We start from the raw sequence: 23313 nt of genomic DNA, 5'->3' as shown, positions 1-23313 counted from the left end.
AAAATCCTGTTAAAAATGAAAAATCTATTCAAAATATTAGCCCTGGTTTTTACCGGACTTTTAGTTTTTTCCTGTGAAAAAGACGAGGATCAGGCCATTATTAATGAAACATCTGCAGGTAAAATAGCTGCCGATAAAAGTGCAATTGTCCTGAATGAGCTTAATGCCAATACTGCAGTAATCAGTTTTACATGGACAAAGCCAACCTTTAATATTGCCGTAGTTCCCAATCAGAAAGTAGAATTCGGAATCAAGGGGAACAGTTTCAAGAAAAGTGCTGCTGTGGACTTTTCCAATGATATGACTTCAGGCTCTGTTACTCATGCAGCAATGAATGCCGCTATGTTTGCTATTGGAGCTACACCGGATGTTGTAAATGATATCGAGGTAAGATTAAAGACTTCTGTAGGATCAGCAGTTTTTTATTCCAATGTCATTGCACTTAAAGTAACTCCTTATACTCCAAATCCGGATTTGGTATATCCTAAAATTAATGTTCCGGGTAGTTATGCCGGAGCAGCAGGGTATGCAAACTGGACTCCTGCTAATTCACCGAACTTGTTTTCTCCAGGAAAAAATGATGAATACAGAGGGTTTATCTGGATCAATACTGTTTCTGGTGATGATGATGGTAAATATAAATTCTCTATCAACGAGGATTGGCCTGGAAATAAAGGAGACGATGGAACCAATACCGGAAAATTGAAGCTAGATGGAGCGAACGTAAAAGCACCTGCAGTAGGAGCTTATTACATTAAGGTAAATTGGGCAGCAAATACTTATTCTTCCGTGTTGGCAAACTTCGGAGTTATTGGTGATGCAACGCCTACGGGATGGGGATCAGATACAGATTTTGTATATAATCCTGCAACCAAAACTTTTGTGATCAATTCTATTGCATTATCAAGTACCGGAGTATTTAAATTCAGAGCCAATGATGATTGGGCAATGAAATTTCAGCCAAAAGATGCAGATCAGACTCTGGTTTCCGGAACTGCTGTTCAGTCTTATTTAAGTGCAGAGAACACGGTAACAGGAGATCCTGCCTATAAAGTTTCACAGGCAGGAAATTATAAAATTGAACTTGATTTGCACAATTCAGCATATTATAAGTTAACCATTACAAAATTGTAAATCAAACTAGAATAAAGCAAAGTGCTGCTTTACCGCGGCACTTTATCTATTTTTTAAGTTAATAAATAGTCATTATGAAGAAAATTACAGTTGGAGCCCTTTTGCTCTCAATGATGTTTACAGGTGTGAAAGCCCAATCTTTAAAATCTCCGGACGGGAAGTTCGAAATGAATTTTCAGCTGAAGGAAGGAGTTCCTTACTATAACCTGAAGTACAACGGTGCAGTAGTAGTAGAAGATTCTAAATTGGGATTGAGATTATTTAAAGACACAGCCATAAAATTCGCTTCTGAGATTGCCAAACCAGAAGATGCAAAATACGATCTGAACAACGGTTTTGCGAAGACAGATGAAAAAAGAGACTCCAAAAATGAAACCTGGCAACCGGTTTTAGGAGAAAAGAAAAATTATATCAACCATTACAATGAACTGGCAGTTACCCTGAATCAGGCTTCTACAGACAGAAGTATTGTAGTGAAATTCAGATTGTTTAATGATGGTTTAGGGTTCCGATATGAATTCCCGCAGCAAAAGAACCTTAATTATTTTGTGATCAGAGAAGAAGATTCTGAAATTGATTTCCCTACCGATATGAAGGCTTGGTGGATGGTAGCAGATTATGACTCTCAGGAATATCAGTATCAGGAAACTAAAGTTTCTGAAATTCCGGCAAAATGGGATAAAGCTTTTGATGCCAATGCTTCCCAGTCTTTGGTGAAAAATGCAGTTCAGTCTCCTTTAATGCTTAAAAAAGAAGGAAAAGAACCTTTGTATATCAATGTTGCAGAAGCTGCAGTGCTGGATTATCCGGCTTCACACCTGGAAGTAGATGCACAGAATTTTAAATTCAAAACGCATTTAACTGCCGACAGACAAGGAGCGAAAGGATATATTCAGACTCCGTCAGTAACCCCATGGAGAACCATTATTGTAGCTCCGAAAGCAGAACAGGTGATGGATTCTAAAATGATCTTTAACCTTAACGAGCCTACAAAATATACGGATACCTCTTACATTCATCCTACAAAATACATGGGAGTTTGGTGGGAAATGATTATCGGAAAATCACAATGGGCTTATTCTACGGCTGAAAACGTTCATTTAGGGAAGACTGATTTTGCGAAGTTGACTCCCAACGGAAAACATGCAGCCAACAATACAAAAGTTAAAGAATATATTGACTTTGCTGCAGAAAACGGGTTCCAGGGCTTATTGATTGAAGGTTGGAATGTAGGTTGGGAAGACTGGTTTGGACACTCAAAAGAATTTGTTTTCGATTTTATTACTCCTTACCCGGATTTTGATATCAAAATGTTGAATGAATATGCACATTCAAAAGGAATTAAACTGATCATGCACCATGAAACTTCAGGTTCTGCAACGAACTACGAAAGATGGGCAGACAAAGCATTCCAAACGATGAACAAATATGGATATGATGCAGTGAAAACCGGATATGTAGGAGATATTATTCCTAGAGGAGAACATCACTATTCTCAATGGACTATCAACCATTACTATAGAATTGCAGAAAAAGCAAATGACTATAAAATTATGGTTAATTCTCATGAATCTGTACGTCCTACAGGAGAAAGCCGTACTTACCCGAATTATATCTCTGCAGAAGCAGCCCGTGGAACAGAGTATGAAGCATTCGGAGGAAATAAGCCTGATCACCAGACGGTTCTTCCGTTTACAAGATGGATGGGAGGTTCTATGGATTATACACCGGGAATTTTCCAGACGAAGCTAGACTATTATTTCCCTGGAGATAACCGTTTTGTAAAAACTACGCTGGTAAAACAGCTGGCTCTGTATGTAACAATGTACATGCCGCTTCAGATGGCTGCAGATCTTCCTGAAAACTACAAAAAGCATATGGACGCATTCCAGTTTATCAAGGATGTGGCGGCAGATTGGGATGATACCAAAATTTTATCAGCAGAACCTGGTGATTATGTAGTTACAGCGAGAAAAGCAAAAGGTACTGAAAACTGGTTTGTAGGAGGTATTACCGATGAAAACAAACGTGAATACACAGTAGATTTCTCTTTCTTAGACAAAGGAAAAAAATATGAGGCAACCATCTATGAAGATGGAAAAGATGCTGATTATATTGATAATCCTCAAAGCTATAACATCTATAAAAAAGAGATTACAAGCAAGTCAAAAATTAATTTTAAAATGGTAAGAAGCGGTGGTTTCGCAGTTTCAATTAAACCAGTAAAATAATTGTAAAGATACACTAAGGTGCCCCGGTTCATTAATTTCTAATGTTCCGGGGTATTTTTTATTTATCCTCTGTCTGTTGAATGAGTTGGGAATATTGATTTTCAGATTCTGAAATCTGTTCTTTTACTTTCAGAGGTGTTCCGCTTTTTATTTTCTCTTTATATTCTTTCTGATACTGTTTCACGGTTTTTCCAGTACCGTCATGCCTCCATCCCGGGGAATTAAAAAGATATTGTATGCGGTCTTTGAAGGAAATTCCCGGCTGTCTGATATCTTTTCCTATTCTTCTCCATTCATAGAAAAGCATGGTAGCAGGATCTTTGGATTTTATTTTAGGATAAACCCCATATTTCACAGGAACTTCAGGATCTTCTTTTTCAAAAGTTCCGAAAATTTTATCCCAGATAATCAGTCCCATTCCCATATTTCGATCCAGATATTTGATGTTGCAGGCATGATGCACCCTGTGATGGGAAGGAGTAACCAGAATATATTCTAAAAATCCCATACTTTTAATAGATTGGGTATGTACAAATGTGCCGTAGATCTGTATAGAAGAGTAGGCTACCAGAATATGCCATGGATGAAAACCCATGAAAGCTAATGGAGAGAAAAATAAATACCTGTATAACGGCTGAAATACAGGACTTCTGAATCCCGTACTGATATTGAAATAATCAGAATTATGATGGGTAATATGTACTGCCCAGAAAACACGGGAATGATGATCCACATAATGATGAACATAATAGGCGAAATCCTGGGCAAGGAATACCGCAATCCAATACCATATTCCCTCCTGCCAGTCGAAAAGACGATGCTGGTAAAAAAACATCATAACAAATAAAGAAAAACCTTTCATGATGATGTCTAATCCATAATTAAGCAAAGCAAAAAGAACGTTTGTTGCTACATCTTTAGTCTCATAAATTTTCTCTTTATTAAAGTGGCTGTAGGCCATTTCTAAGAAAATAATTGTAGCAAACACAGGAATTGTCCATGTGTAAACAACATCCGGTCCTTCCGTTTTAAATATATTGCTGAATTCCAACATTTTTTCTATAAAACTAAAGATAAAAAGCATGAAAAGTTAATTTTTCACATGAATTTTTTGTGAAAAAGTTAATTATTCTTTATAAAAATTAAAATAAGGATATTTAATCTTGAAATTTAACATGAATGAAGATCAAAAAAGAGACTTTCTCTTGTATTTTTGAATGTATATATGAAAATTTAATGCTAAATTGAACACTAATATGAAGACAATATATGCAGCATTCGCCCTTTCGATAGCTTCCGTTGCTTTTTCCCAGAAAAATCTGGAAAGAGTAGAACCGGCTTTCTGGTGGAAAGGGATGAAAAACCCTGAGCTTCAGATTCTTGTTTACGGAAAAGAAGTGGGGAATAATGAGATTACGCTTTCAGATGGAATTCAGATCAAAGATATCCGGAAAGTGGATAATCCCAATTATGTTTTTATTACAGTCAATACCAACGAAATAAACGTTCCGAAGTTTACCATCAATATTAAAAAAGGTAAAAAGAATGTTGGCTCATATTTCTATGAACTGAAACAAAGAAATCCGGGATCTGCAAACCGCGGGTCTTTTACTTCAAAAGACTTCATGTATCTGATCATGCCGGATCGTTTTGCCAATGGGGATGAGAAGAATGATTCAAAACCGGAACTGACTGAAAAAGCAGATCGAAGCCTGCCCAATGGCAGACATGGTGGAGATCTCCGTGGAATCCTTAACAACCTTGATTATATTCAGAATCTGGGAGCTACCGCTGTCTGGCTTACTCCTGTGAATGAAGACAACGAAAAAGTGTATTCCTATCACGGCTATGCCCAGACCGATCTGTATAAAATAGATGGCCGTTACGGAACGAATGAAGACTATAAAACTCTATCTCAGGAGCTGAATAAACGAAATATGAAACTGGTGATGGATTATGTGACCAATCACTGGGGAGGCTCACACTGGATGATTAAAGATCTTCCTTCCAAAGACTGGATACACTGGTTTGATGAAGGAGAAAAAGGATTTAAACGTTCTAATTATAAAACAACAACGCAATTTGATACCAATGCTTCAGACATTGATAAAAAATATGCACTGGACGGATGGTTTGATACGACCATGCCTGATATCAATCAAAAAAATCCATTAGTCCTGAAGTATTTAATCCAAAATGCAATCTGGTGGATTGAATATGCTGAACTGGGAGGATTTCGTGTAGATACATATCCTTACAATGATAAAGAGGCCATGGCAAAATGGGCTAAGGCGATCACTGATGAATATCCTAAATTCAATATTGTAGGAGAAACCTGGTTATATACAGCTGCACAAATTGCAGCTTGGCAGAAAAATTCTAAAATAGGAGAGATAGAAGGATACAATTCAAATTTACCCTCGGTAATGGATTTTATGCTCTTTGAAAATATGCCCAAAGCTCTTAAAGAAAAAGAAGGCTGGGATAAAGGAATGATCCGCATTTACGATTCTTTTACCAGCGATTTCCTTTATCCGGATATCAATAATATTTTGGTTTTCTTTGAAAATCATGATACCGAAAGATGGAATGAAATCTTCAATGCAAGTCCCGATGCTTATAAAATAGGACTTGCTATGATCTCCACAGTAAGAGGAATTCCACAGATCTATTACGGATCAGAAATAGGAATGAGAGGAGATAAGAAGAAGGGAGGTGATGCAGATATCCGAAGAGATTTTCCGGGAGGCTGGAAGTCTGATAAACAAAATGCTTTCAATTCATCCTCTCAAACCCCGGAGCAAAAAGAATTTTTCCATTTTACTCAGAAACTTCTGAACTGGAGAAAGGGTAAAGAGGTGATTCATACCGGGAAAACTAAAAATTTCGTTCCTCAGGACGGGGTTTTTGTGTATTTCAGATATAATGAAAAAGAAAGTGTAATGGTAGTGATCAACAATAATGAAAAAGATCAGCCGTTAGATCTGAAACGTTTTGCAGAATCACTTAATGGATTTACAAAAGGAAAAGACATTATTTCAGGAAAAGACATTTTATTACAAAACAGCATGAATATTCCTGCGAAAACACCATTTATTATTGAACTAGAAAAATAATAATTACCTATGAAAAAACTAACGACTGCTTATACATTGATCCTTTTTTTACTGGGATTTTCTTCATTTACCGCACAGTCGAAGACCGGATTTGAAAAAGAAAAATCGGAAATAAGTACCATGCTTGATACATTCAACACAGCTGCTGCAAAAGCAGATTACAACGCTTATTTTAATCTATTTGCAGATGAATCTACCTTCATTGGAACAGATGCTACAGAAATCTGGGATAAAAAAGCATTTATGGTCTGGGCAAAACCTTATTTCGACAAAAAGAAAACCTGGAATTTTAAAGCGCTTAAAAGAAATATTTACTTCAGTAAAGATGGGAAACTGGCATGGTTTGATGAATTATTGGATACTCAAATGAAAATTTGTAGAGGTTCCGGAGTGGTAGAGAAAATTAACGGAAACTGGAAGGTTAAACAATATGTTCTTTCTGTGACGGTTCCTAATGAGGTGGTAGATAAAGTGGTGACTGAAAAAGCCCCTATCGAAGATGCACTAATTCAAAAACTGAAGTCGTAATGGCAGAAATGGTAGGGCGATATGATTCGGGGCCATTTGGAAAAAGAAAAAAGCCAAACTTATCCATGCTCCAGATTATTAACATGAGTATGGGATTCCTTGGAATTCAAATGGCATTCGGATTACAGAATGGAAATGCAAGCCGTATTCTTGGAAATTTAGGAGCTGATGTACACGAATTATCCTGGTTTTGGTTGGTTGCTCCCGTTACAGGACTGATTGTTCAGCCTATTATCGGACATATGGGAGATAATACCTGGAGTCCGTTAGGAAGAAGGAAACCTTATTTCCTGATTGGAGCTGTTTTGTGTGCAATAGGGCTGGTTTTACTTCCTAATGCCGCTTCCGTTACCCAGATGTTTGCCGCCAATGCGCTTTTGTTAGCTGTAATATTCCTCGCCATGATGGATGCATCGGTGAATATTGCCATGGAACCTTTCAGAGCGTTGGTAGGAGATATGCTCCCGAAACATCAGGGAACAATAGGATTCTCAGTACAGACCATTCTGATTGGAATTGGGGCGGTATTGGGTTCTTATCTGCCGGATTGGCTTACAAAAATGGGGATTTCCAATGAAGCACCGGCAGGATTTGTAGCGGATAACGTAATTTACTCCTTTTATATAGGTGCAGGATTACTTATCATCTCAATTTTGTACACCATCATGACAACCAGGGAATATTCCCCACAGGAATTTGCTGATTTTGAAGATGGAAAAGAAGTTGAAAAGCAGGAATCTAAGTTTTCAGATATTTTCAAAGATTTTGCTGCGATTCCTGCACAAATGAAAAAGTTGGGAATTGTTCAGTTTTTCTCATGGTTTGCACTATTTACCATGTGGGTATTTACGACCAGTGCCCTGGCAACCCATCATTTTGGACTTTCCCCGGAAGATACCCATTCCAAGGCATTTAATGACGCGGGAGATCTTACCGGAAAACTTTTCGGAATGTATAACCTTTGGGCAATTCCGTTTGCTTTTCTGTTGACCCCTATTGCTAAACTGATTGGTAAAAAACAAACCCATGCTTTAGCCTTGTTGTGTGGAGGATTGGGACTTGTTTCAATGTATTTCATTAAGGATGTCAGCAATCTATGGATCTCCATGATCGGATTAGGTTTTGCCTGGGCAAGTATTCTGGCGATGCCTTATGCAATGCTTATTGAAGTAATTCCACAAAGAAAAATGGGAGTTTATATGGGAATATTCAATTTCTTTATTGTTATTCCGCAGATTATCAATGGTTTATTTGGAGGTCCTGTGGTAAGTGGTATTTTCGGAAAACAGGCGATGGATTATGTGGTCGTGGGAGGCGTTTGTATGCTGATAGGAGCTGTAGTAACCATGATTTTTGTTAAATCTGAAGATGAAACCCCTAAGGAAATTGAAGAAGAAATCAAGCAGGTGCATTTTTAAGTTAGAAACTAGAAACTAGAAGTTAGAAGTTAGAAGTTAGAAGTTAGAAGTTAGAAGTTAGAAGTTAGTTGCGCTGAAAACTTTAATTTAAATATAAAAAAATATAGCAAAATTCAATAGAAACGGGCTTTAGCCCGTTTTCTCTTTCAATATTTATTGATTGGCTTTAGCTAAAACCTATCTTTTTTTTGTAATTTTTTTAAAACTAAAATTGTTTATCATGAAGCTTAATTTTTTGACTAAGTTTTTTTCGTCTATAAAACAAAAGGATAAGGCTGAAAATGAAGATGTCACTGAAAATTTAGAAGATAACGGCTTCACTCAGGAAGAGTTACTTGAATACGATAAGCACGTACATCTCTATTATACTTATATGATCAATTCACTGATTCTTTATACCTATAATGTAGACCAATTGGATGAAATGGCTCCCATTTTAATAGATCCTCTGGCAGAACTGTATGAAGAGCTTGATTATGCATTCCTCCCTGTTTTATTTAATACCATTTTCAGAAATAAACTCATTGACGATTCTTTTAAGGAAGACCTCCTGAATTTTAAAAAGAAAGTGGATGATATCCCTGTGGAAATTTGGGACTGGGACTTTTTAGACCATCATGAAACTTGGAAAAATATAAGACTTGAAGCCGAAATGCTTCTAAATAAACTCAATATTGAAACAAGAACTTATAATACAGATTATACCACAATTCTTTTTAAAAAATAAGAACAACAAATTCAATAAGAGTGGGCTTTAGCCTGCTTTTCTATAGATGTCTTTCCATTGGCTTTAGCCATAACTTAAAATCTATCATTCATATTTATTCGGTTTTTTGATCTTCAGAATATAATAATCTCCCACAGATTTTCACAGATAACACAGATCTTTGCACTTATATATAATCAGTTCAATCATTGGAAGAAAAAATATCCAGTATAAAATTTTATCGCAGATAAAATCTTTGTGCCTTAAAAACAATATAGAATATGAAAATCGCGTCTTTGCGTAATCTAACCTATAAATGACCTCTATTTTCCCAGGCTTTCTCAACCTTTTACTGCTCTAATTTCCTTTCTTAACCTACATCAACTTTTTAAACACATACATCCCGTACATTTGTACCATAAATAATCACAGAAAATGAAAACAGTATATCATAAAGCAGATTCAAGAGGCCATGCCAACCACGGATGGTTAAATTCTTACCATACATTCAGTTTTGCCAACTATCAAAACAGAGACAGAACGAACTTTGGAGTTTTAAGAGTATTGAATGATGACACCGTTTCTCAGGGAATGGGCTTCGGAACACACCCACACAGGGATATGGAAATTATTTCAATTCCCTTGGAAGGAGACCTGGAACATAAAGATTCAATGGGAACTACAGCGGTGATCAGAAAAGGAGAAATTCAGGTGATGAGTGCAGGAACCGGTGTTATGCACAGCGAATACAATAAAAATAAAGATGAGGAGGTGAAATTCCTTCAGATCTGGGTTTTTCCAAAAGAACAGAATGTTGAGCCACGATACGATCAGAAAAGCATCAAAGAAGGTGAAAAAATCAATGGATTTCAACAGATTTTATCTCCAAATAAAAATGATGACGGAGTTTGGATTCATCAGGATGCATGGTTTAATCTGGCCAACTTTAAAAAAGGAAACGGTAAAAATTATATGCTGAACAAAAAAGGAAACGGAGTCTATGCATTTGTGTTGAAAGGAAGTGCAAAAATAGGAGACCGCGTTCTGAATGAAAGAGACGGATTAGGAATCTGGGATACTCAGAGTTTTAATATCGAAGCCGTGGAAGATACTGAAGTATTATTAATGGAAGTTCCAATGGAACTGCCGTCTTATCTTAAATAAAAAACTAAATTTGTAATCTTAAAAATAAACCTCACATATGAAAATTTTAGCAATAGCAGGAAGTAACTCAGACGTTTCAATGAACAAACAGTTGGTTGCCTATGCATCTACATTATTTGAAAATGCAGAAGTAGAAGTAGTGGATCTGAACCCTTTCGAAATGCCAATCTATAAACATGAAAGAGAATTAGCAGGTGGAGTTCCTCAGGAAGCTCATGAATTTGCAGCTAAAATTGATGGTGCGAATGTATTGTTGGTCGCTTTGGCAGAACACAATGGAACCTATTCTACAGCATTCAAAAATGTGTTCGACTGGGTATCAAGAATCAAAGACAGAACAGTTTGGAATGAAGTGCCCATGTTATTGATGTCTACATCTCCGGGAGGTAGAGGTGGAGCAGGAGTTTTAGATGCTGCATCAAAGCGTTTTCCTTTCCACGGAGGAAATGTGGTGGAAACTTTTTCACTTCCTTTCTTTAATGATAACTTTGATAAAACCACTCAGCAGATTTCTAATGAAGAGAAAATCAATGAGTTAAAAGAAAAAATAAAGAAGATTGCGGCCATTGAAACCATCCTTGAAAAATAGAATTTGAATATTCATTTAAAATTACTATTTTTGCAAAAAGAAAAGAGATGAAAATTCAGACCTCCTATAAACAATGTTTTTCTCATAAAGGGAAAGTTGTGGGCTCTGAAATTCTGAGATAAAATAACGGCCGATAATCTGAAAAGATTGTCGGCTTTTTTGTTTTCTAAAATCGAGTATAAAAGTAATTGAAATATTAAAAGATAAGAAGACTCCAGAAGCCGTTACTAGATCATAAATAGTATGAAATCTGAAATCTGAAATCTAAAAATCTAAGCAGACATGAGCAACACTTACAAATCAGCAGGAGTAGACAAAGAAGAAGGATACAAAACGGTTGACAAGATCAAAAAAGCGGTCGGTGAAACCCACAATTCCAATGTATTGAATCATTTGGGAAGTTTTGGTGCTTTCTATGAAATCGGTGGATATAAAAATCCGGTTCTTGTATCAGGAACAGATGGAGTAGGAACAAAGCTGAAGGTAGCTTTAGATACTAAAAAATATGATTCTATCGGGGTAGATTGCTTTGCAATGTGTGCCAATGATATTCTTTGCCACGGAGCAAAACCTTTATTCTTCTTAGATTATCTGGCTTGTGGAAAACTTGATTCAGAAATCGCTGCAGAAATCGTTTTAGGAATGGTGGAAGCTTGTAAGGATAACAACTGTGCACTGATTGGTGGAGAAACTGCTGAAATGCCGGGAATGTACCAGCCTGGAGATTATGATGTTGCCGGATTCTGTGTAGGAATCGTAGAAAAAGACCAGATCATTGACGGTTCTACCATCAAAGCAGGTAACAAAATTATTGCATTGCCAAGCTCAGGATTCCACTCAAACGGATTCTCTTTAGTAAGAAAAGTATTCCCGAACTTTGAAGAAGAGTTTGAAGGAAAACCTTTATATGAAACACTTCTTGTTCCTACAAGATTATACTATAAAGATATTCATAAAGTATTGGAAGAAGTAAAAGTAAGCGGAATTGCTCACATTACAGGAGGTGGTCTTTATGAAAACGTTCCAAGAATTATTCCTGAAGGACTTTGTGCTTCTATTGACGAATCAAAAATCAGAATTCCTAGCGTAATGCTTGAGTTGGAAAAAAGAGGTGGAGTAGCCCGTGAGGAAATGTACGGAACATTCAATATGGGTGTAGGGATGGTAATCGTTGTAGATGCTGAACATGCTGAAAAAGTATTACACCTTTTAGATGATGCTTACGAAATCGGAGAAATCACAGAAGGAGCAGAAAAGATAGATTTGAAATTTTAAATGACATCAGATTTCAGACTCTAGACATCAGGCTGTAAGTCTGTAATCTTAAATCTGACATCTAACATCTGAATAATGAAGAACATCGTTGTACTCGTATCCGGTTCAGGAACCAATCTGCAGAGAATCATTGATACCATTGATAATGGAGAAATCCAGAATGCAAAAGTATCTTTAGTGATTGCCGACAGAGAATGTTTCGGATTGGAAAGAGCAAAAAACCATAACATAGAAAACGTTCTGATTCCGAGAGGGAAAAACTTCAGTAGCGAATTGAGTAAAATCATCCCGGAAAATACAGATTTAATCGTATTGGCAGGGTTTTTATCCATTCTGAAACCTGAGTTTTGTGAAAACTGGAATGGAAAAATCATCAACATTCATCCGGCATTACTTCCGAAATTCGGAGGAAAAGGAATGTGGGGACATCATGTTCATAACGCTGTGATTGAAGCTAAAGAAGTAGAGAGTGGGGCGACTGTACATTTTGTAACGCCGGGCATTGATGAGGGAGAACCTATTCTTCAGAAGTCTTTTGAAGTGACTGCTGATGATACTCCTGAAACACTGGCTCAGAAAGTCCACCAGATTGAATATGAGATATTTCCTATAGCGATCAATAAGGTCCTGGGAAATAAATAATGTAACAATATAACAATGTACCGATTTACCAATCATTAATTGTTACATTGCTAGATTGCTAGATTGCTAGATTGCTAGATTGCTAGATTGCTAGATTGATACATTGTTACATTAATAAAAAGAAATCTAAGTAAAAATAAAAGTAAGTTCGGAGGTGAAAGACCCGGACACAGTTTGAAATAGCTGTAAAAAGTAAAAAATTGAAAGTAAAATGAGTAAAAAGAGAGTTTTAATCAGTGTTTCTGACAAAGGTGGATTAATTGAATTCGCGCAGTTTTTGGAAGCTCAGAATTATGAGTTGATCTCTACAGGAGGAACGTTCAAACATTTGAAAGACGCTGGTTTAAATCCTATTCAGATTGATGAGGTAACCAATTTCCCTGAAATGTTGGATGGAAGAGTGAAAACTTTACACCCAAAAGTTCACGGAGGATTGTTGGCTGTTCGTAGCAACGAAGAGCACATGAAAACCGTTCAGGAACACGGAATTGGTCTGATTGACATGGTAATCGTAAACCTTTACCCTTTCTTTGAAAATGTAAACAAAGACATTTCTTTACATGAAAAAGTAGAGTTTATCGATATCGGAGGCCCTTCAATGCTTCGTTCTGCAGCTAAAAACTTTGATTCTGTAACGGTAATCACTGATGTTGAAGATTATGCAGCAGTGAAAATCGAAATGGAGCAAAACGGGGATACTTACATTGAAACCCGTAAAAAACTGGCAGGAAAAGTATTCAACCTTACCTCTGCATATGATGCCGCAATTTCAAGAATGCTTTTAGATGAAGAATATCCTACTTACCTGAATGCGTCTTATAAAAAAGTTGCTGACTTAAGATACGGAGAAAACCCTCATCAGACAGCTGCTTACTACGTTTCTACTTTCGAGAATGGAGCGATGAAAGACTTTGAACAGCTGGGTGGTAAAGAACTTTCTTTCAACAATCTTCGTGATATGGACCTTTGCTGGAAAGTAGTGACTGAGTTCAAAGAAGAAATGGCTTGTTGTGCCGTAAAACACTCTACCCCTTGTGGAGTGGCTATCGGAACTTCAGCATTGGAGACGTACCAGAAAACATTCGAATGTGATCCGGTTTCTATCTTTGGCGGAATTGTTGCAATGAACTATAAAATTGATGCAGCAACAGCGGAAGAATTAAACAAAACTTTCCTTGAAATTGTAATGGCTCCTGAATTCGATGAAGAAGCTCTTGAAATTTTAAGAAAAAAGAAAAACCTGAGAATCATCAAAATCGTAAACCCTGTTTCTGACAAACAGACTTGGGTGAAAGTAGACGGTGGTATCCTGGTTCAGGATAATGATACTCACTTCTCTGACGATATTAAAGTTGTTACAGAAGTACAGCCTACAGAAGAGCAGAAAAAAGCATTACTTTTCTCTCAGAGAGTAGTAAAATATGTGAAGTCAAACGCAATTGTAGTTTCCAACGGAATTCAGGCATTCGGTATCGGTGGCGGACAGGTAAACAGAATCTGGGCGACTCAGCAGGCTATCGAAAGAGCAAAAGAGAAATTCTCCGGAGATTTAGTATTGGCTTCAGATGCATTTTTCCCTTTCCGTGATGTGGTAGATTTCTGCGCTCAGGAAGGTATCAAGGCGATTATTCAGCCAGGTGGAAGTGTAAAAGATCAGGATAGCGTAGAAGCTGCAAATGAGCACGGTATTCCAATGATGTTTACAGGGGTTAGACACTTTTTCCACTAATTAAAATAGAATTAAAAAATAATTAGGGATTGTATTTTTAGCATTCAAAATTATATATTTGTAAAATAAGACTAGATAATAAATAAAGTATGAGAATATTAATCATAGGTGAAGGCGGTAGAGAATCTGCTTTAGCGGCAAAGCTTCAGAATGACTCAAGAATTTCTAAAATGTTTTTTGCCAACGGGAATGCTACTACCGATGTAATAGGGAAAAATGTTCATTTATCAGAAATCAAAGAACTTAGAGATTTCGCTATTAAAGAAAAGATTGATCTTACGATCGTAGGTCCGGAGGCTCCTCTTGTAGCGGGTATCAAGGACGAATTTAAAAAGCATGATCTTAAGGTTTTCGGGCCTACTCAAAAAGTAGCGAGCCTGGAAGGAAGTAAAGCTTTCTCTAAGAAATTTATGCAGACCTATGATATCAAAACAGCGAAGGCTGTAGTATTTGATTCATATAACGAAGCTAAAGAATATGTGCAGACACAGCAGTATCCTTTGGTAATCAAGGCTAGTGGTTTAGCTGGTGGCAAAGGGGTGGTTATTTGTGACACCCTTGAAGAAGCTGAAGCTACCATCCATGATTTCATGATCAGAAGAATCTATGGAGATGCTGGTATTCGTTTAGTTATTGAAGAATATTTACAAGGTTTTGAAGCTTCTATCATTGCTTTCTCTAACGGTGATAAACTATTCCCGTGTGTAGCAGCAAAAGATTATAAAAAAGCCGGAAACGGAGATACAGGACCTAATACAGGAGGTATGGGTTCCGTAGCACCAAGCCCGGAATTTACTCAGGAACATTATGCAGATTTTGAGAAAAATATCTTAGAACCTACCATTACAGGTCTTAAAGCTGAAGGTTTCGGATTTAAAGGAATCATCTTCTTTGGATTGATGGTAACGAAAAACGGAACTTACCTTCTTGAATACAACATGAGATTCGGAGATCCTGAAACTCAGGTATTGATGGCATTGATGGAAAACAATCTTCTTGATGTGATCCAGGACTGTATGGAAGGAAAAGACATTGAACTTAAATTTAAAGATGAAAAAGCTGTTTGTCTTGTAATGTGTTCAGGAGGTTATCCGAGAAACATCGAAATTGGTTTCGAAATTACAGGAGAAGAGAAGCTGAAACATAGTAAACTATTATACGCCGGAGCAGTTAGTAAAGGAGATAAAGTGGTTTCCAATGGCGGTAGAGTACTGAACATTGTGGCTACAGGAGCTACCTACGAAGATGCCCGCAAAAAAGTTTACGAAGATGCAGGTCATGTACATTTCGATTACGGCTTCTACAGAGACGACATCGGAAAGTTTTAATAAAAATCACGAAAAAAGATTTGGATACATTCCAAGTCTTTTTTTGTAAAACGTTTGAATAAACAACAGGCTTTAGTAATAAGCCGCAGATTTTTTTAGGTTTTATATTCCATCAATAGAATTGGGCTTTAGCCCGAACCTGAATAAATTGCTTAAAAAGTTTTTGAGCGAATATTTTGATGAATAGATATGATACAGGCTTTGTCATTCCGTAGGAATCTAACCTTCCATATCTCTTATTGTTGAGATTCCTACGGAATGACAAGAGTACTGTGAATCTCTAATACAATTAAACAATCAAAAGAATCCTCATTATTATAATTTATAAATCATAATTCAAAATGAACAACGGTATTATTATTTTAGATTTCGGATCCCAGTACAACCAACTTATCGGAAGAAGAATCCGTGAGATGGGCGTGTACTCTGAAATCTTACCTTACAATACACCATTACAAGATATTTTAGCAAAACAGCCAAAAGGAATTATCCTTTCCGGTGGACCAAGTTCTGTGAATGCAGAAAATGCTCACCTGGTTGAAAAAGAATTATACGAACAGGGAGTTCCTGTTTTGGGAATCTGCTATGGAATGCAGATGACTGCTCACCTTTTAGGAGGAAAAGTAAATAAAGGAGAAAAAGGAGAATATGGTAAAGCCAACCTTGAGATCGTTAAAGAAAGCTCTTTATTAAAAGGAGTGACTCAGAACTCTGTTGTTTGGATGAGCCACTTTGATGAAGTAGGAGAATTGCCTGCAGGTTTTGAATTAAACGCAAAATCAGGAGTAATTGCTTCCATTTCTAATGAAGAAAGTAAAATCTACTGCGTTCAGTTCCACCCTGAAGTTTCTCATACTGAAGAAGGAGGGAAAATGCTTGAAAATTTCGTTTTCGGAATCTGTAACTCAGAGAAAAACTGGAAACTGACGAACTATATCGAAAAAACAGTAGAGGAAATCCGTGAGAAAGTAGGAGACAACAAAGTAATCCTTGGTCTTTCAGGAGGAGTAGACTCTTCTGTAGCTGCTGTTTTGATCCACAAGGCTATCGGTGATCAGTTAACTTGTATCTTCGTAGATACGGGATTATTGAGAAAAGATGAAGGGAAGAAAGTAATGGATCAGTATGGAGAACATTTCCATATGAACATTAAAATGGTAGATGCTCAGGAAAGATTCCTTACAAAATTAGCTGGTGTTGACGATCCTGAAGCAAAAAGAAAAATCATCGGAAACGAATTTATCCACGTTTTTGATGAAGAATCTCACAAAATTGAAGGCGCTAAATTCCTTGCACAAGGGACTATTTACCCGGATGTTATCGAAAGCCAGTCTGTCAACGGACCCTCTGCAGTAATCAAGTCTCACCACAATGTTGGAGGACTTCCTGAAGATATGGAGTTCGAATTATTAGAGCCTCTGAGAGAGCTTTTCAAGGACGAAGTAAGAAGAGTAGGAGAAGAATTGGGTATTCCTCATCACATGGTATACAGACACCCTTTCCCAGGTCCTGGATTAGGAATCAGAGTATTGGGCGCTGTAGATGCTGAAAAAGTAAGAATCCTTCAGGAAGCTGATGATATCTTCATCGAAGAATTATATAAAAATGACCTTTACGAAAAAGTATCTCAGGCATTTGTAGTTCTTCTTCCGGTAAAATCTGTAGGAGTAATGGGAGACGAAAGAACTTACGAATACACAGCTGTAGTTCGTTCTGCCAATACCATCGACTTTATGACAGCAACGTGGAGCAGACTTCCTTACGAGTTCTTAGATACTGTTTCCAGCAGAATCATCAATGAAGTAAGAGGAATCAACAGAGTAGCTTACGATATTTCAAGCAAACCACCTGCAACTATTGAGTGGGAATAATTTTTGACTTGAATTTTAAATACAAATCCTGCCCGCTTTGGGTGGGATTTTTTTTGTTAAAACTGTTTTAATGAAGAAATGATCAGTAAAATATTTAAAGCAATTAGCAAGCAATATACCAATTTGAAGAGTATATGCTTGTGGAAGATAAGATAATTTAAAAATACTAATCCGGCTAAATAGAAATAAACAAAGGTTTTAACTTCCTGAGCTTTTATTTCAGATACAGAAAATAAGTTTACGTTATGGGAGAGATTGACTATTGAATTTGAATAAAAAATTCTTAGAATAAAAATAATGGTGATGCTTATGAGTAAAGTTACTGCGTATGGTTTCATCAACTAATAAAAATTTAATATAATCATTACTCTCCGATAAAAGGTATAAATATATTGAGAATATCAATATTTACAGCATGAATTAACAGGCCGCTCCTCCGGAGCTATAATTTTAAAACAAATATGTCCTATTAACAGCTTAGCTCCTAGTGGAGCTGGATTTGATCCCGTTGGGATCTGCTGTTAGTAGAAAAAAAGAAGTTCCCATAAAAATAAAGCTCCAGAGGAGCGGCCTGCTAATTATGCTTTAATTTAATCGGACAAGAATGATTTTTAATTTACATTGTAAAAATAAAAATCTTCAGCAGAAAAAGTATTCAAGTTTTCCATAAAATCAAAATAAGCATTATAAATATCAGGATTTACAGACAGATATGGATGAGATAGAGTATTGACCACAATGTATTCTATATCATGAAATGTATGAAGAAGATTTTTTACTTGTAAAGCATATTGACTCTCTATGAAAATCAGAGGATAATTCAAACAGATATATCCTATGGGCTTATTTCCTAAGTGCAGAGCCGTAATTTTTTCTGTATCCATTTCTATATGAATGTCATAATGAAATGAAAGTACCTCCACTACAGAGCTGAAATCAGAATGTTTCCAGTAATTATTTGAGTGAACTGCTGTTTGTAAAGTTTCGGTAATATCCACTGTTAATTTTTATATAAATGGTTGGAAAGTACTTTTATATAAGGATTTAAATAAAATATTTTTCCTAAATTTAAGTAAAATTACATCAAATGCAAATAGAAACAAGAAACCTGACCCTTCAGGATTATGATGAACTGGCGGAAACGATGAAAAGGGCTTACCCGCAAATGTCGGAGTCCATTTGGTCCAAAAAAAGTATTGATAAACTGACAAAAATGTTCCCCAACGGACAGATTTGTATTACGGTAGACGGTAAACTAGCTGCTGTAGCACTTTCTATTATCGTTAATTACGAAGAATTCGGGGATGATCATACCTATAGCGATATCACCGGAAATTATACATTCAATACCCATACTTCAACGGGAAATGTCCTTTACGGAATAGAAGTTTTTGTAGATCCGGAATTTCGTGAACTCCGTCTGGGAAGAAGGTTGTATGATGCAAGAAAAGAACTTTGTGAATTACTAAACCTCAAGTCTATTGTTCTGGGCGGAAGAATCCCGAATTATCACAAATACAGCCACGAGTTTTCTCCACGAGAATATATCCGAAAAGTAAGAGATAAAGAGATCTATGATCCGGTATTGTCTTTCCAGCTTTCCAATAATTTTCTTCCGATAAGAATCCTGAAAAAATACCTTCCTGAAGATGAAGCATCGAGAGAAAATGCAGTTCTTTTGCAGTGGAACAATATCTATTACAGCCGAAAACCGAATACCATGCAGGACAGTATTATCCGTCTTGGGTTGGTACAGTGGCAAATGAGAACCTTCAAAGATATTGATGCTTTTTATGAACAGGTAGAATTCTTTGTGAATGTGATGGGAGATTACAAATCAGATTTTGTTCTTTTCCCGGAACTGTTCAATACCCCTTTACTGGCTCCTTTCAATAATCTTTCCGAAAGAGACAGTATGATAGAACTGGCTAAGCTTACCGAACAGATCAAGAATAAAATTTCAGAATTAGCGATCAGCTATAATGTGAATATTATTTCAGGAAGCATGCCTGTTTTTGATAATGAGAATAATGATTTATATAATGTAAGTTATCTTCTTCACCGTGACGGCCGCGTGGACGAATACCGGAAAATTCATATCACCCCGAACGAAAAGAGATATTATGGAATGAAAGGAGGAAATGAAATCAAAGTTTTTGATACCGACTGCGGAAAAATAGGTCTTGTGATCTGCTATGACGTAGAATTCCCGGAATTACCAAGGATTTTAGCTGACCAGGGCATGAAAATCTTATTCGTTCCTTATCTTACGGATACCCAGAATGCCTACATGAGAGTGCGTCACTGTGCTGCTGCGAGAGCCATAGAAAATGAATGTTATGTAGCCATTGCAGGTTGTGTAGGAAACCTTCCCAAGGTAAATAATATGGATATTCAGTTCGGGCAGGCTGCGGTATTTACCCCTTCTGATTTCGCGTTTCCGTCCAATGCAGTGAAAGGAGAAGCGACTCCGAATACAGAAATGACTCTGATTGTTGATGTTGATCTGAATTTACTGAAAGATCTTCATCACAACGGTTCTGTTCAGGTAATGAAAGACCGCAGAAAAGATCTTTATGAAACTTACCTTAAATAAAACAATTCCGGGGCAGCTAGCTGCCCCGGAATTTTAATTATTCAAACAGATTAAACTATCCTTTCTTAGCTGATTCTCTAATTAAATCCTGATTGTTTTTATAAACCTCAAATTGTTCAGGACTTAAGATCTTTTTAAAATCTTTATCCAGTGCTTTAAAATCACTGATAATAACCTTTTTTGCCTTATTGCTGTCTGCATCTGCAGGACCTGCATTTTTCTTATTAAGACGCTTTCCAAAATCTTTCTGAACTTCCTGAACTCCTTTGAAGTTGATTTCATAGGCCTGCTCAACTTGTCTTTCAGTAAGATCCAGAATCGGGACCATCAGCAATGTTCTGAAAAGCGCAATCTTTTCTGCCCTGTCCTGTTTTACCACTGCCATCTGTTCCGGGGTAAGGATTTGTCCCAATGCCTGATGACGCTGGGCAATGATACCTACAAACTCATCAGCAATTACTTTGTTGTTTTGGGAACTGCTATTATCGCCGGCTTTGCTGTCAAGAGCAATAAGCGCATCTGCGGTAGTTTTATTGATTTCTTCAATTTTACCCATCTGCGATTCTGTAAGGCCTAAATAACTCATTTCTTTTGTAGCGACTTCGGCAATAGAATGAGCTGATGCTACCTGAGCTTTTACTTGTGTTGTAAACACGACTGCTGATAGTATAAGACCAGCTGAAATAATTTTTTTTAACATAGTGTTGTAATTAAATTAATGGTTTGTTGTTAATTGAATATGATTATGAATTTAATTCTCGTTTTAAAGGATTTCTATGTAATTGTTTGATAGTTAAATATTTGTGTGTGTGTTTTTATTGTTTTAGATAGAAATAACGTGCCATACATTCTGGCACATAGGTATTTTTTGGAGCAAAAAAAATACCCAAAGAATATTTCTTCGGGTAGTGTATAATTCTGTATAAAATCTGATTTTACATATACTGAGGGCATACTACAGCAGGGCAAATCAATCCTGGACATTTTGGTCTTCCGTCTGTAGGGCAGCATTGGTATGAGCAGTTTCCAATAATGATTCCGCTTCCTGCAATCCCTTTTAATTGTTCTCTTGAAAGTTTGTTGTTACGTAAATTTTTCATGTTCTAATACTTTTGGTTTGTTTTATTTGTACGTTGTAAATATAGATAATTATATTAAATTTTATCACTAATTATTGAATTTTGATATTATGATTGTTGTTTTATCTGTAAAATGTTGATTATGTGTTTTGATTTTTAATTTTGTGACGTAATGTTGTTATCACGATTCTTTTCATAAAGGAACAATTTTTGGAGTAAATTGCACTTACTATTGATAGACTATGTTTGACAAGCCGCAAAGAAAACTGAAAAGATCCGCAAGACTGATTTCCGTACTGAGTAAATATGGATTCAAAGATATGCTGGCAAGGATGAATGGAGGAAACAAGCAGGACGAAACTGCCAATTCGGATGAAATTATTTCTAAAGGAACTGTTTATGAAAGAATAAGACTGGCTCTTGAGGAACTGGGCCCTACCTTTGTAAAGCTTGGCCAGACATTCAGTAACAGGGAAGATCTTTTACCGCCGGAACTGATCCAGGAGCTTCAGAAGCTTCAGGATAAAGTGGAAACAGTAGATATGGACGTAGAAGAAGCGCTCGAAAGTGAATTCAATATTTCCGTGAAAGATTATTTTCGTGAAATCCAGAAAGAACCTATCGCTACAGCTTCCATTGCCCAGGTGTATAAAGCTGTTTTGAATGATGGCAGCCCGGTAATTTTAAAATTGAGAAAACCCGACGTACAATCTGTTATTGAAGACGACCTACTTTTGATCAAAGACATTGAAAAGCTGATATCTGCCTATTCGGAAATAGGAGAAAAACTGAATCTGAAGCAGGCTATTTCTACCTTTGAAAGATCTTTACTGGAAGAAGTTTCCTTGACTAATGAAAGGAACAATATCCTGCAGTTCCGACTGAATTTTAAAAATAATAAAGAAACCTATGTTCCAAAAGTCTACGAAGAGTTTTCCAACAATAATATTCTTTGTATGGAATTCATTGATGGGATCAAGGTTACAGATAAATCCCTTCTATTAGCCAATGGTATTGATCCTGTAAAAGTTTCTGAAGCAGGATTAAGGTTGTTTGTTTCTCAGATCTTAGATTACGGATTTTTCCATGCCGATCCTCATGCCGGGAATATTCTGGTGAAGAAAGATGGTAAAATCGTTTTTATTGATTTCGGGGCGGTTGGGAAAATTCAGCCCAATGATAAAGAAATTCTTGAAAGTCTTATCGTAAGTTTTGTAGCCAAAAATTCACATAAAATAGTTCGTTCCCTCAAAAAAATGGCCATCAGTTATGAGATCCCCGATGAAAGACGGTTTGAAAATGATGTGGAAGAAATCCTGAATTTTGTACACAGCTCATCATTACAGGATATTAATGTGCAGGTGATCATTAACAAGATGAAAGATATTTTGAAGGACAACAGACTTTATATGCCGGATTATTTCTATCTCTTATTCAAAGGGATAAGCCTGATAGAAGGAGTTGGAAGGAGTATTAATCCTGATCTGGATATCGTGAAAAGTCTTCATCCTTACACGAAAAAGATTTTCACCAAGAAAATAAACCCTAAGAATCTTTTAAAAACAGGGATGGACCGGATGATGAATTTTACGGATAATGTAGATGAAATCCCGAAAGAGCTTCGTTCTGTGCTTCAAAAACTAGATGAAAACAAATTTACAGTATCCAGTGAGATCAAAAATATAGACAAAACCAACCAGCTGATCAAATCAAGTGTTGTCAATCTGATTCTGGCTATGGTTTTAGGAGCCAATATCATTGCAACAGCTATTGTTTTTTCTTCAGAATCCGGACCAAGAATCGGGGAGTTGTCTTTGGTGGCTGTTCTGGGCTTTATTTTCTCAATGATATTAGTTCTGATACTTTTGCTAAGAGTTACAAGAAAGTAAGCCGCATATAAAAACCAA

At 36.6% G+C, this 23313-nt stretch carries 19 protein-coding genes; 15 read left to right on the top strand and 4 right to left on the bottom strand.

Features of this window, described 5'->3' with window-relative positions:
• The first annotated feature begins 15 nt into the window (after positions 1 to 15).
• Positions 16 to 1134 (top strand): SusE domain-containing protein, encoded by a 1119-nt coding sequence (locus tag ODR02_RS01500; protein ID WP_209785187.1) that lies wholly within the window; start codon positions 16 to 18, stop codon positions 1132 to 1134.
• A gap of 74 nt (positions 1135 to 1208) precedes the next feature.
• On the top strand, positions 1209 to 3365 hold the full coding sequence (locus ODR02_RS01495) for a glycoside hydrolase family 97 protein (RefSeq protein ID WP_105683597.1): 2157 nt from the start codon (positions 1209 to 1211) through the stop codon (positions 3363 to 3365).
• A 58-nt stretch (positions 3366 to 3423) separates the two neighbouring features.
• Here the strand turns inward: ODR02_RS01495 and ODR02_RS01490 are convergent, their stop codons facing one another.
• Entirely contained in the window at positions 3424 to 4419 is a 996-nt protein-coding gene (locus ODR02_RS01490) for a sterol desaturase family protein (protein ID WP_309511622.1), read from the bottom strand.
• A gap of 202 nt (positions 4420 to 4621) precedes the next feature.
• Between ODR02_RS01490 and ODR02_RS01485 the strand changes: the two genes are divergently transcribed.
• From ODR02_RS01485 to guaA, 11 genes are all read left to right on the top strand, one after another.
• Positions 4622 to 6481, top strand: coding sequence for a glycoside hydrolase family 13 protein (locus tag ODR02_RS01485; protein ID WP_309511414.1), 1860 nt, complete (start codon positions 4622 to 4624; stop codon positions 6479 to 6481).
• Between the two features lie 9 nt (positions 6482 to 6490).
• Complete coding sequence (locus ODR02_RS01480) at positions 6491 to 7009, top strand: nuclear transport factor 2 family protein (protein ID WP_309511413.1); 519 nt, start codon at positions 6491 to 6493, stop codon at positions 7007 to 7009.
• Entirely contained in the window at positions 7009 to 8427 is a 1419-nt protein-coding gene (locus tag ODR02_RS01475; protein WP_209785184.1) for an MFS transporter, read from the top strand. Before ODR02_RS01480 ends, ODR02_RS01475 begins: the two co-directional genes overlap by 1 nt.
• Before the next feature lie 220 nt (positions 8428 to 8647).
• Positions 8648 to 9154, top strand: coding sequence for a hypothetical protein (locus ODR02_RS01470; protein ID WP_309511412.1), 507 nt, complete (start codon positions 8648 to 8650; stop codon positions 9152 to 9154).
• 414 nt (positions 9155 to 9568) lie between these two features.
• Complete coding sequence (locus ODR02_RS01465; protein ID WP_034696330.1) at positions 9569 to 10297, top strand: pirin family protein; 729 nt, start codon at positions 9569 to 9571, stop codon at positions 10295 to 10297.
• A 37-nt stretch (positions 10298 to 10334) separates the two neighbouring features.
• Positions 10335 to 10886, top strand: coding sequence for an NADPH-dependent FMN reductase (locus ODR02_RS01460; protein WP_309511411.1), 552 nt, complete (start codon positions 10335 to 10337; stop codon positions 10884 to 10886).
• A 282-nt stretch (positions 10887 to 11168) separates the two neighbouring features.
• Positions 11169 to 12161, top strand: a complete 993-nt coding sequence (purM, locus tag ODR02_RS01455) for a phosphoribosylformylglycinamidine cyclo-ligase (RefSeq protein ID WP_209785180.1) — start codon at positions 11169 to 11171, stop codon at positions 12159 to 12161.
• A 75-nt stretch (positions 12162 to 12236) separates the two neighbouring features.
• Positions 12237 to 12803, top strand: a complete 567-nt coding sequence (gene purN / locus ODR02_RS01450) for a phosphoribosylglycinamide formyltransferase (protein WP_309511410.1) — start codon at positions 12237 to 12239, stop codon at positions 12801 to 12803.
• 211 nt (positions 12804 to 13014) lie between these two features.
• A complete protein-coding gene (gene purH, locus ODR02_RS01445; RefSeq protein ID WP_209785178.1) occupies positions 13015 to 14532 on the top strand; it encodes a bifunctional phosphoribosylaminoimidazolecarboxamide formyltransferase/IMP cyclohydrolase in 1518 nt (505 codons plus the stop codon).
• Between the two features lie 89 nt (positions 14533 to 14621).
• On the top strand, positions 14622 to 15860 hold the full coding sequence (gene purD / locus ODR02_RS01440) for a phosphoribosylamine--glycine ligase (protein ID WP_209785177.1): 1239 nt from the start codon (positions 14622 to 14624) through the stop codon (positions 15858 to 15860).
• Between the two features lie 341 nt (positions 15861 to 16201).
• Positions 16202 to 17731 (top strand): glutamine-hydrolyzing GMP synthase, encoded by a 1530-nt coding sequence (gene guaA, locus ODR02_RS01435; RefSeq protein ID WP_209785176.1) that lies wholly within the window; start codon positions 16202 to 16204, stop codon positions 17729 to 17731.
• Positions 17732 to 18342: 611 nt separating this feature from the next.
• Here the strand turns inward: guaA and ODR02_RS01430 are convergent.
• The gene (locus tag ODR02_RS01430) at positions 18343 to 18729 is read right to left on the bottom strand and encodes a hypothetical protein (RefSeq protein ID WP_209785175.1); all 387 of its coding nucleotides are present in this window, start codon (positions 18727 to 18729) and stop codon (positions 18343 to 18345) included.
• Between the two features lie 89 nt (positions 18730 to 18818).
• Here ODR02_RS01430 and ODR02_RS01425 point away from each other — a divergent pair, with 89 nt between their 5' ends.
• Complete coding sequence (locus ODR02_RS01425) at positions 18819 to 20327, top strand: carbon-nitrogen hydrolase family protein (RefSeq protein WP_309511409.1); 1509 nt, start codon at positions 18819 to 18821, stop codon at positions 20325 to 20327.
• Positions 20328 to 20382: 55 nt separating this feature from the next.
• On the opposite strand, the gene ODR02_RS01420 is transcribed toward ODR02_RS01425, so the two are convergent.
• Positions 20383 to 21027, bottom strand: coding sequence for a hypothetical protein (locus tag ODR02_RS01420; RefSeq protein WP_209785173.1), 645 nt, complete (start codon positions 21025 to 21027; stop codon positions 20383 to 20385).
• Between the two features lie 235 nt (positions 21028 to 21262).
• Positions 21263 to 21427 carry a hypothetical protein gene (locus tag ODR02_RS01415; RefSeq protein WP_209785172.1) on the bottom strand — a complete coding sequence of 55 codons (165 nt, stop codon included), beginning with the start codon at positions 21425 to 21427 and terminating at the stop codon, positions 21263 to 21265.
• A gap of 221 nt (positions 21428 to 21648) precedes the next feature.
• On the opposite strand from ODR02_RS01415, the gene ODR02_RS01410 reads away from it, so the two are divergent.
• Positions 21649 to 23295: an ABC1 kinase family protein gene (locus ODR02_RS01410; protein WP_209785171.1), complete on the top strand. Its 1647-nt coding sequence runs from the start codon at positions 21649 to 21651 to the stop codon at positions 23293 to 23295.
• Positions 23296 to 23313: the final 18 nt, after the last annotated feature.

Source organism: Chryseobacterium sp. CFS2, assembly GCF_036543225.1.
In the GTDB taxonomy this organism is placed as follows: domain Bacteria; phylum Bacteroidota; class Bacteroidia; order Flavobacteriales; family Weeksellaceae; genus Chryseobacterium; species Chryseobacterium culicis_A.
The sequence above is the reverse complement of the archived record's forward strand: the minus strand, read 5'-3'. Positions and strand labels throughout refer to the sequence as shown.

Bases quoted from the DNA above. Each gene is read 5' to 3' on its own strand.
- ODR02_RS01500 (WP_209785187.1), top strand. From the start codon at position 16: ATGAAAAATCTATTCAAAATATTAGCCCTGGTTTTTACCGGACTTTTA.
- ODR02_RS01495 (WP_105683597.1), top strand. From the start codon at position 1,209: ATGAAGAAAATTACAGTTGGAGCCCTTTTGCTCTCAATGATGTTTACA.
- ODR02_RS01490 (WP_309511622.1), bottom strand. From the start codon at position 4,419: ATGTTGGAATTCAGCAATATATTTAAAACGGAAGGACCGGATGTTGTT.
- ODR02_RS01485 (WP_309511414.1), top strand. From the start codon at position 4,622: ATGAAGACAATATATGCAGCATTCGCCCTTTCGATAGCTTCCGTTGCT.
- ODR02_RS01480 (WP_309511413.1), top strand. From the start codon at position 6,491: ATGAAAAAACTAACGACTGCTTATACATTGATCCTTTTTTTACTGGGA.
- ODR02_RS01475 (WP_209785184.1), top strand. From the start codon at position 7,009: ATGGCAGAAATGGTAGGGCGATATGATTCGGGGCCATTTGGAAAAAGA.
- ODR02_RS01470 (WP_309511412.1), top strand. From the start codon at position 8,648: ATGAAGCTTAATTTTTTGACTAAGTTTTTTTCGTCTATAAAACAAAAG.
- ODR02_RS01465 (WP_034696330.1), top strand. From the start codon at position 9,569: ATGAAAACAGTATATCATAAAGCAGATTCAAGAGGCCATGCCAACCAC.
- ODR02_RS01460 (WP_309511411.1), top strand. From the start codon at position 10,335: ATGAAAATTTTAGCAATAGCAGGAAGTAACTCAGACGTTTCAATGAAC.
- purM (WP_209785180.1), top strand. From the start codon at position 11,169: ATGAGCAACACTTACAAATCAGCAGGAGTAGACAAAGAAGAAGGATAC.
- purN (WP_309511410.1), top strand. From the start codon at position 12,237: ATGAAGAACATCGTTGTACTCGTATCCGGTTCAGGAACCAATCTGCAG.
- purH (WP_209785178.1), top strand. From the start codon at position 13,015: ATGAGTAAAAAGAGAGTTTTAATCAGTGTTTCTGACAAAGGTGGATTA.
- purD (WP_209785177.1), top strand. From the start codon at position 14,622: ATGAGAATATTAATCATAGGTGAAGGCGGTAGAGAATCTGCTTTAGCG.
- guaA (WP_209785176.1), top strand. From the start codon at position 16,202: ATGAACAACGGTATTATTATTTTAGATTTCGGATCCCAGTACAACCAA.
- ODR02_RS01425 (WP_309511409.1), top strand. From the start codon at position 18,819: ATGCAAATAGAAACAAGAAACCTGACCCTTCAGGATTATGATGAACTG.
- ODR02_RS01420 (WP_209785173.1), bottom strand. From the start codon at position 21,027: ATGTTAAAAAAAATTATTTCAGCTGGTCTTATACTATCAGCAGTCGTG.
- ODR02_RS01415 (WP_209785172.1), bottom strand. From the start codon at position 21,427: ATGAAAAATTTACGTAACAACAAACTTTCAAGAGAACAATTAAAAGGG.
- ODR02_RS01410 (WP_209785171.1), top strand. From the start codon at position 21,649: ATGTTTGACAAGCCGCAAAGAAAACTGAAAAGATCCGCAAGACTGATT.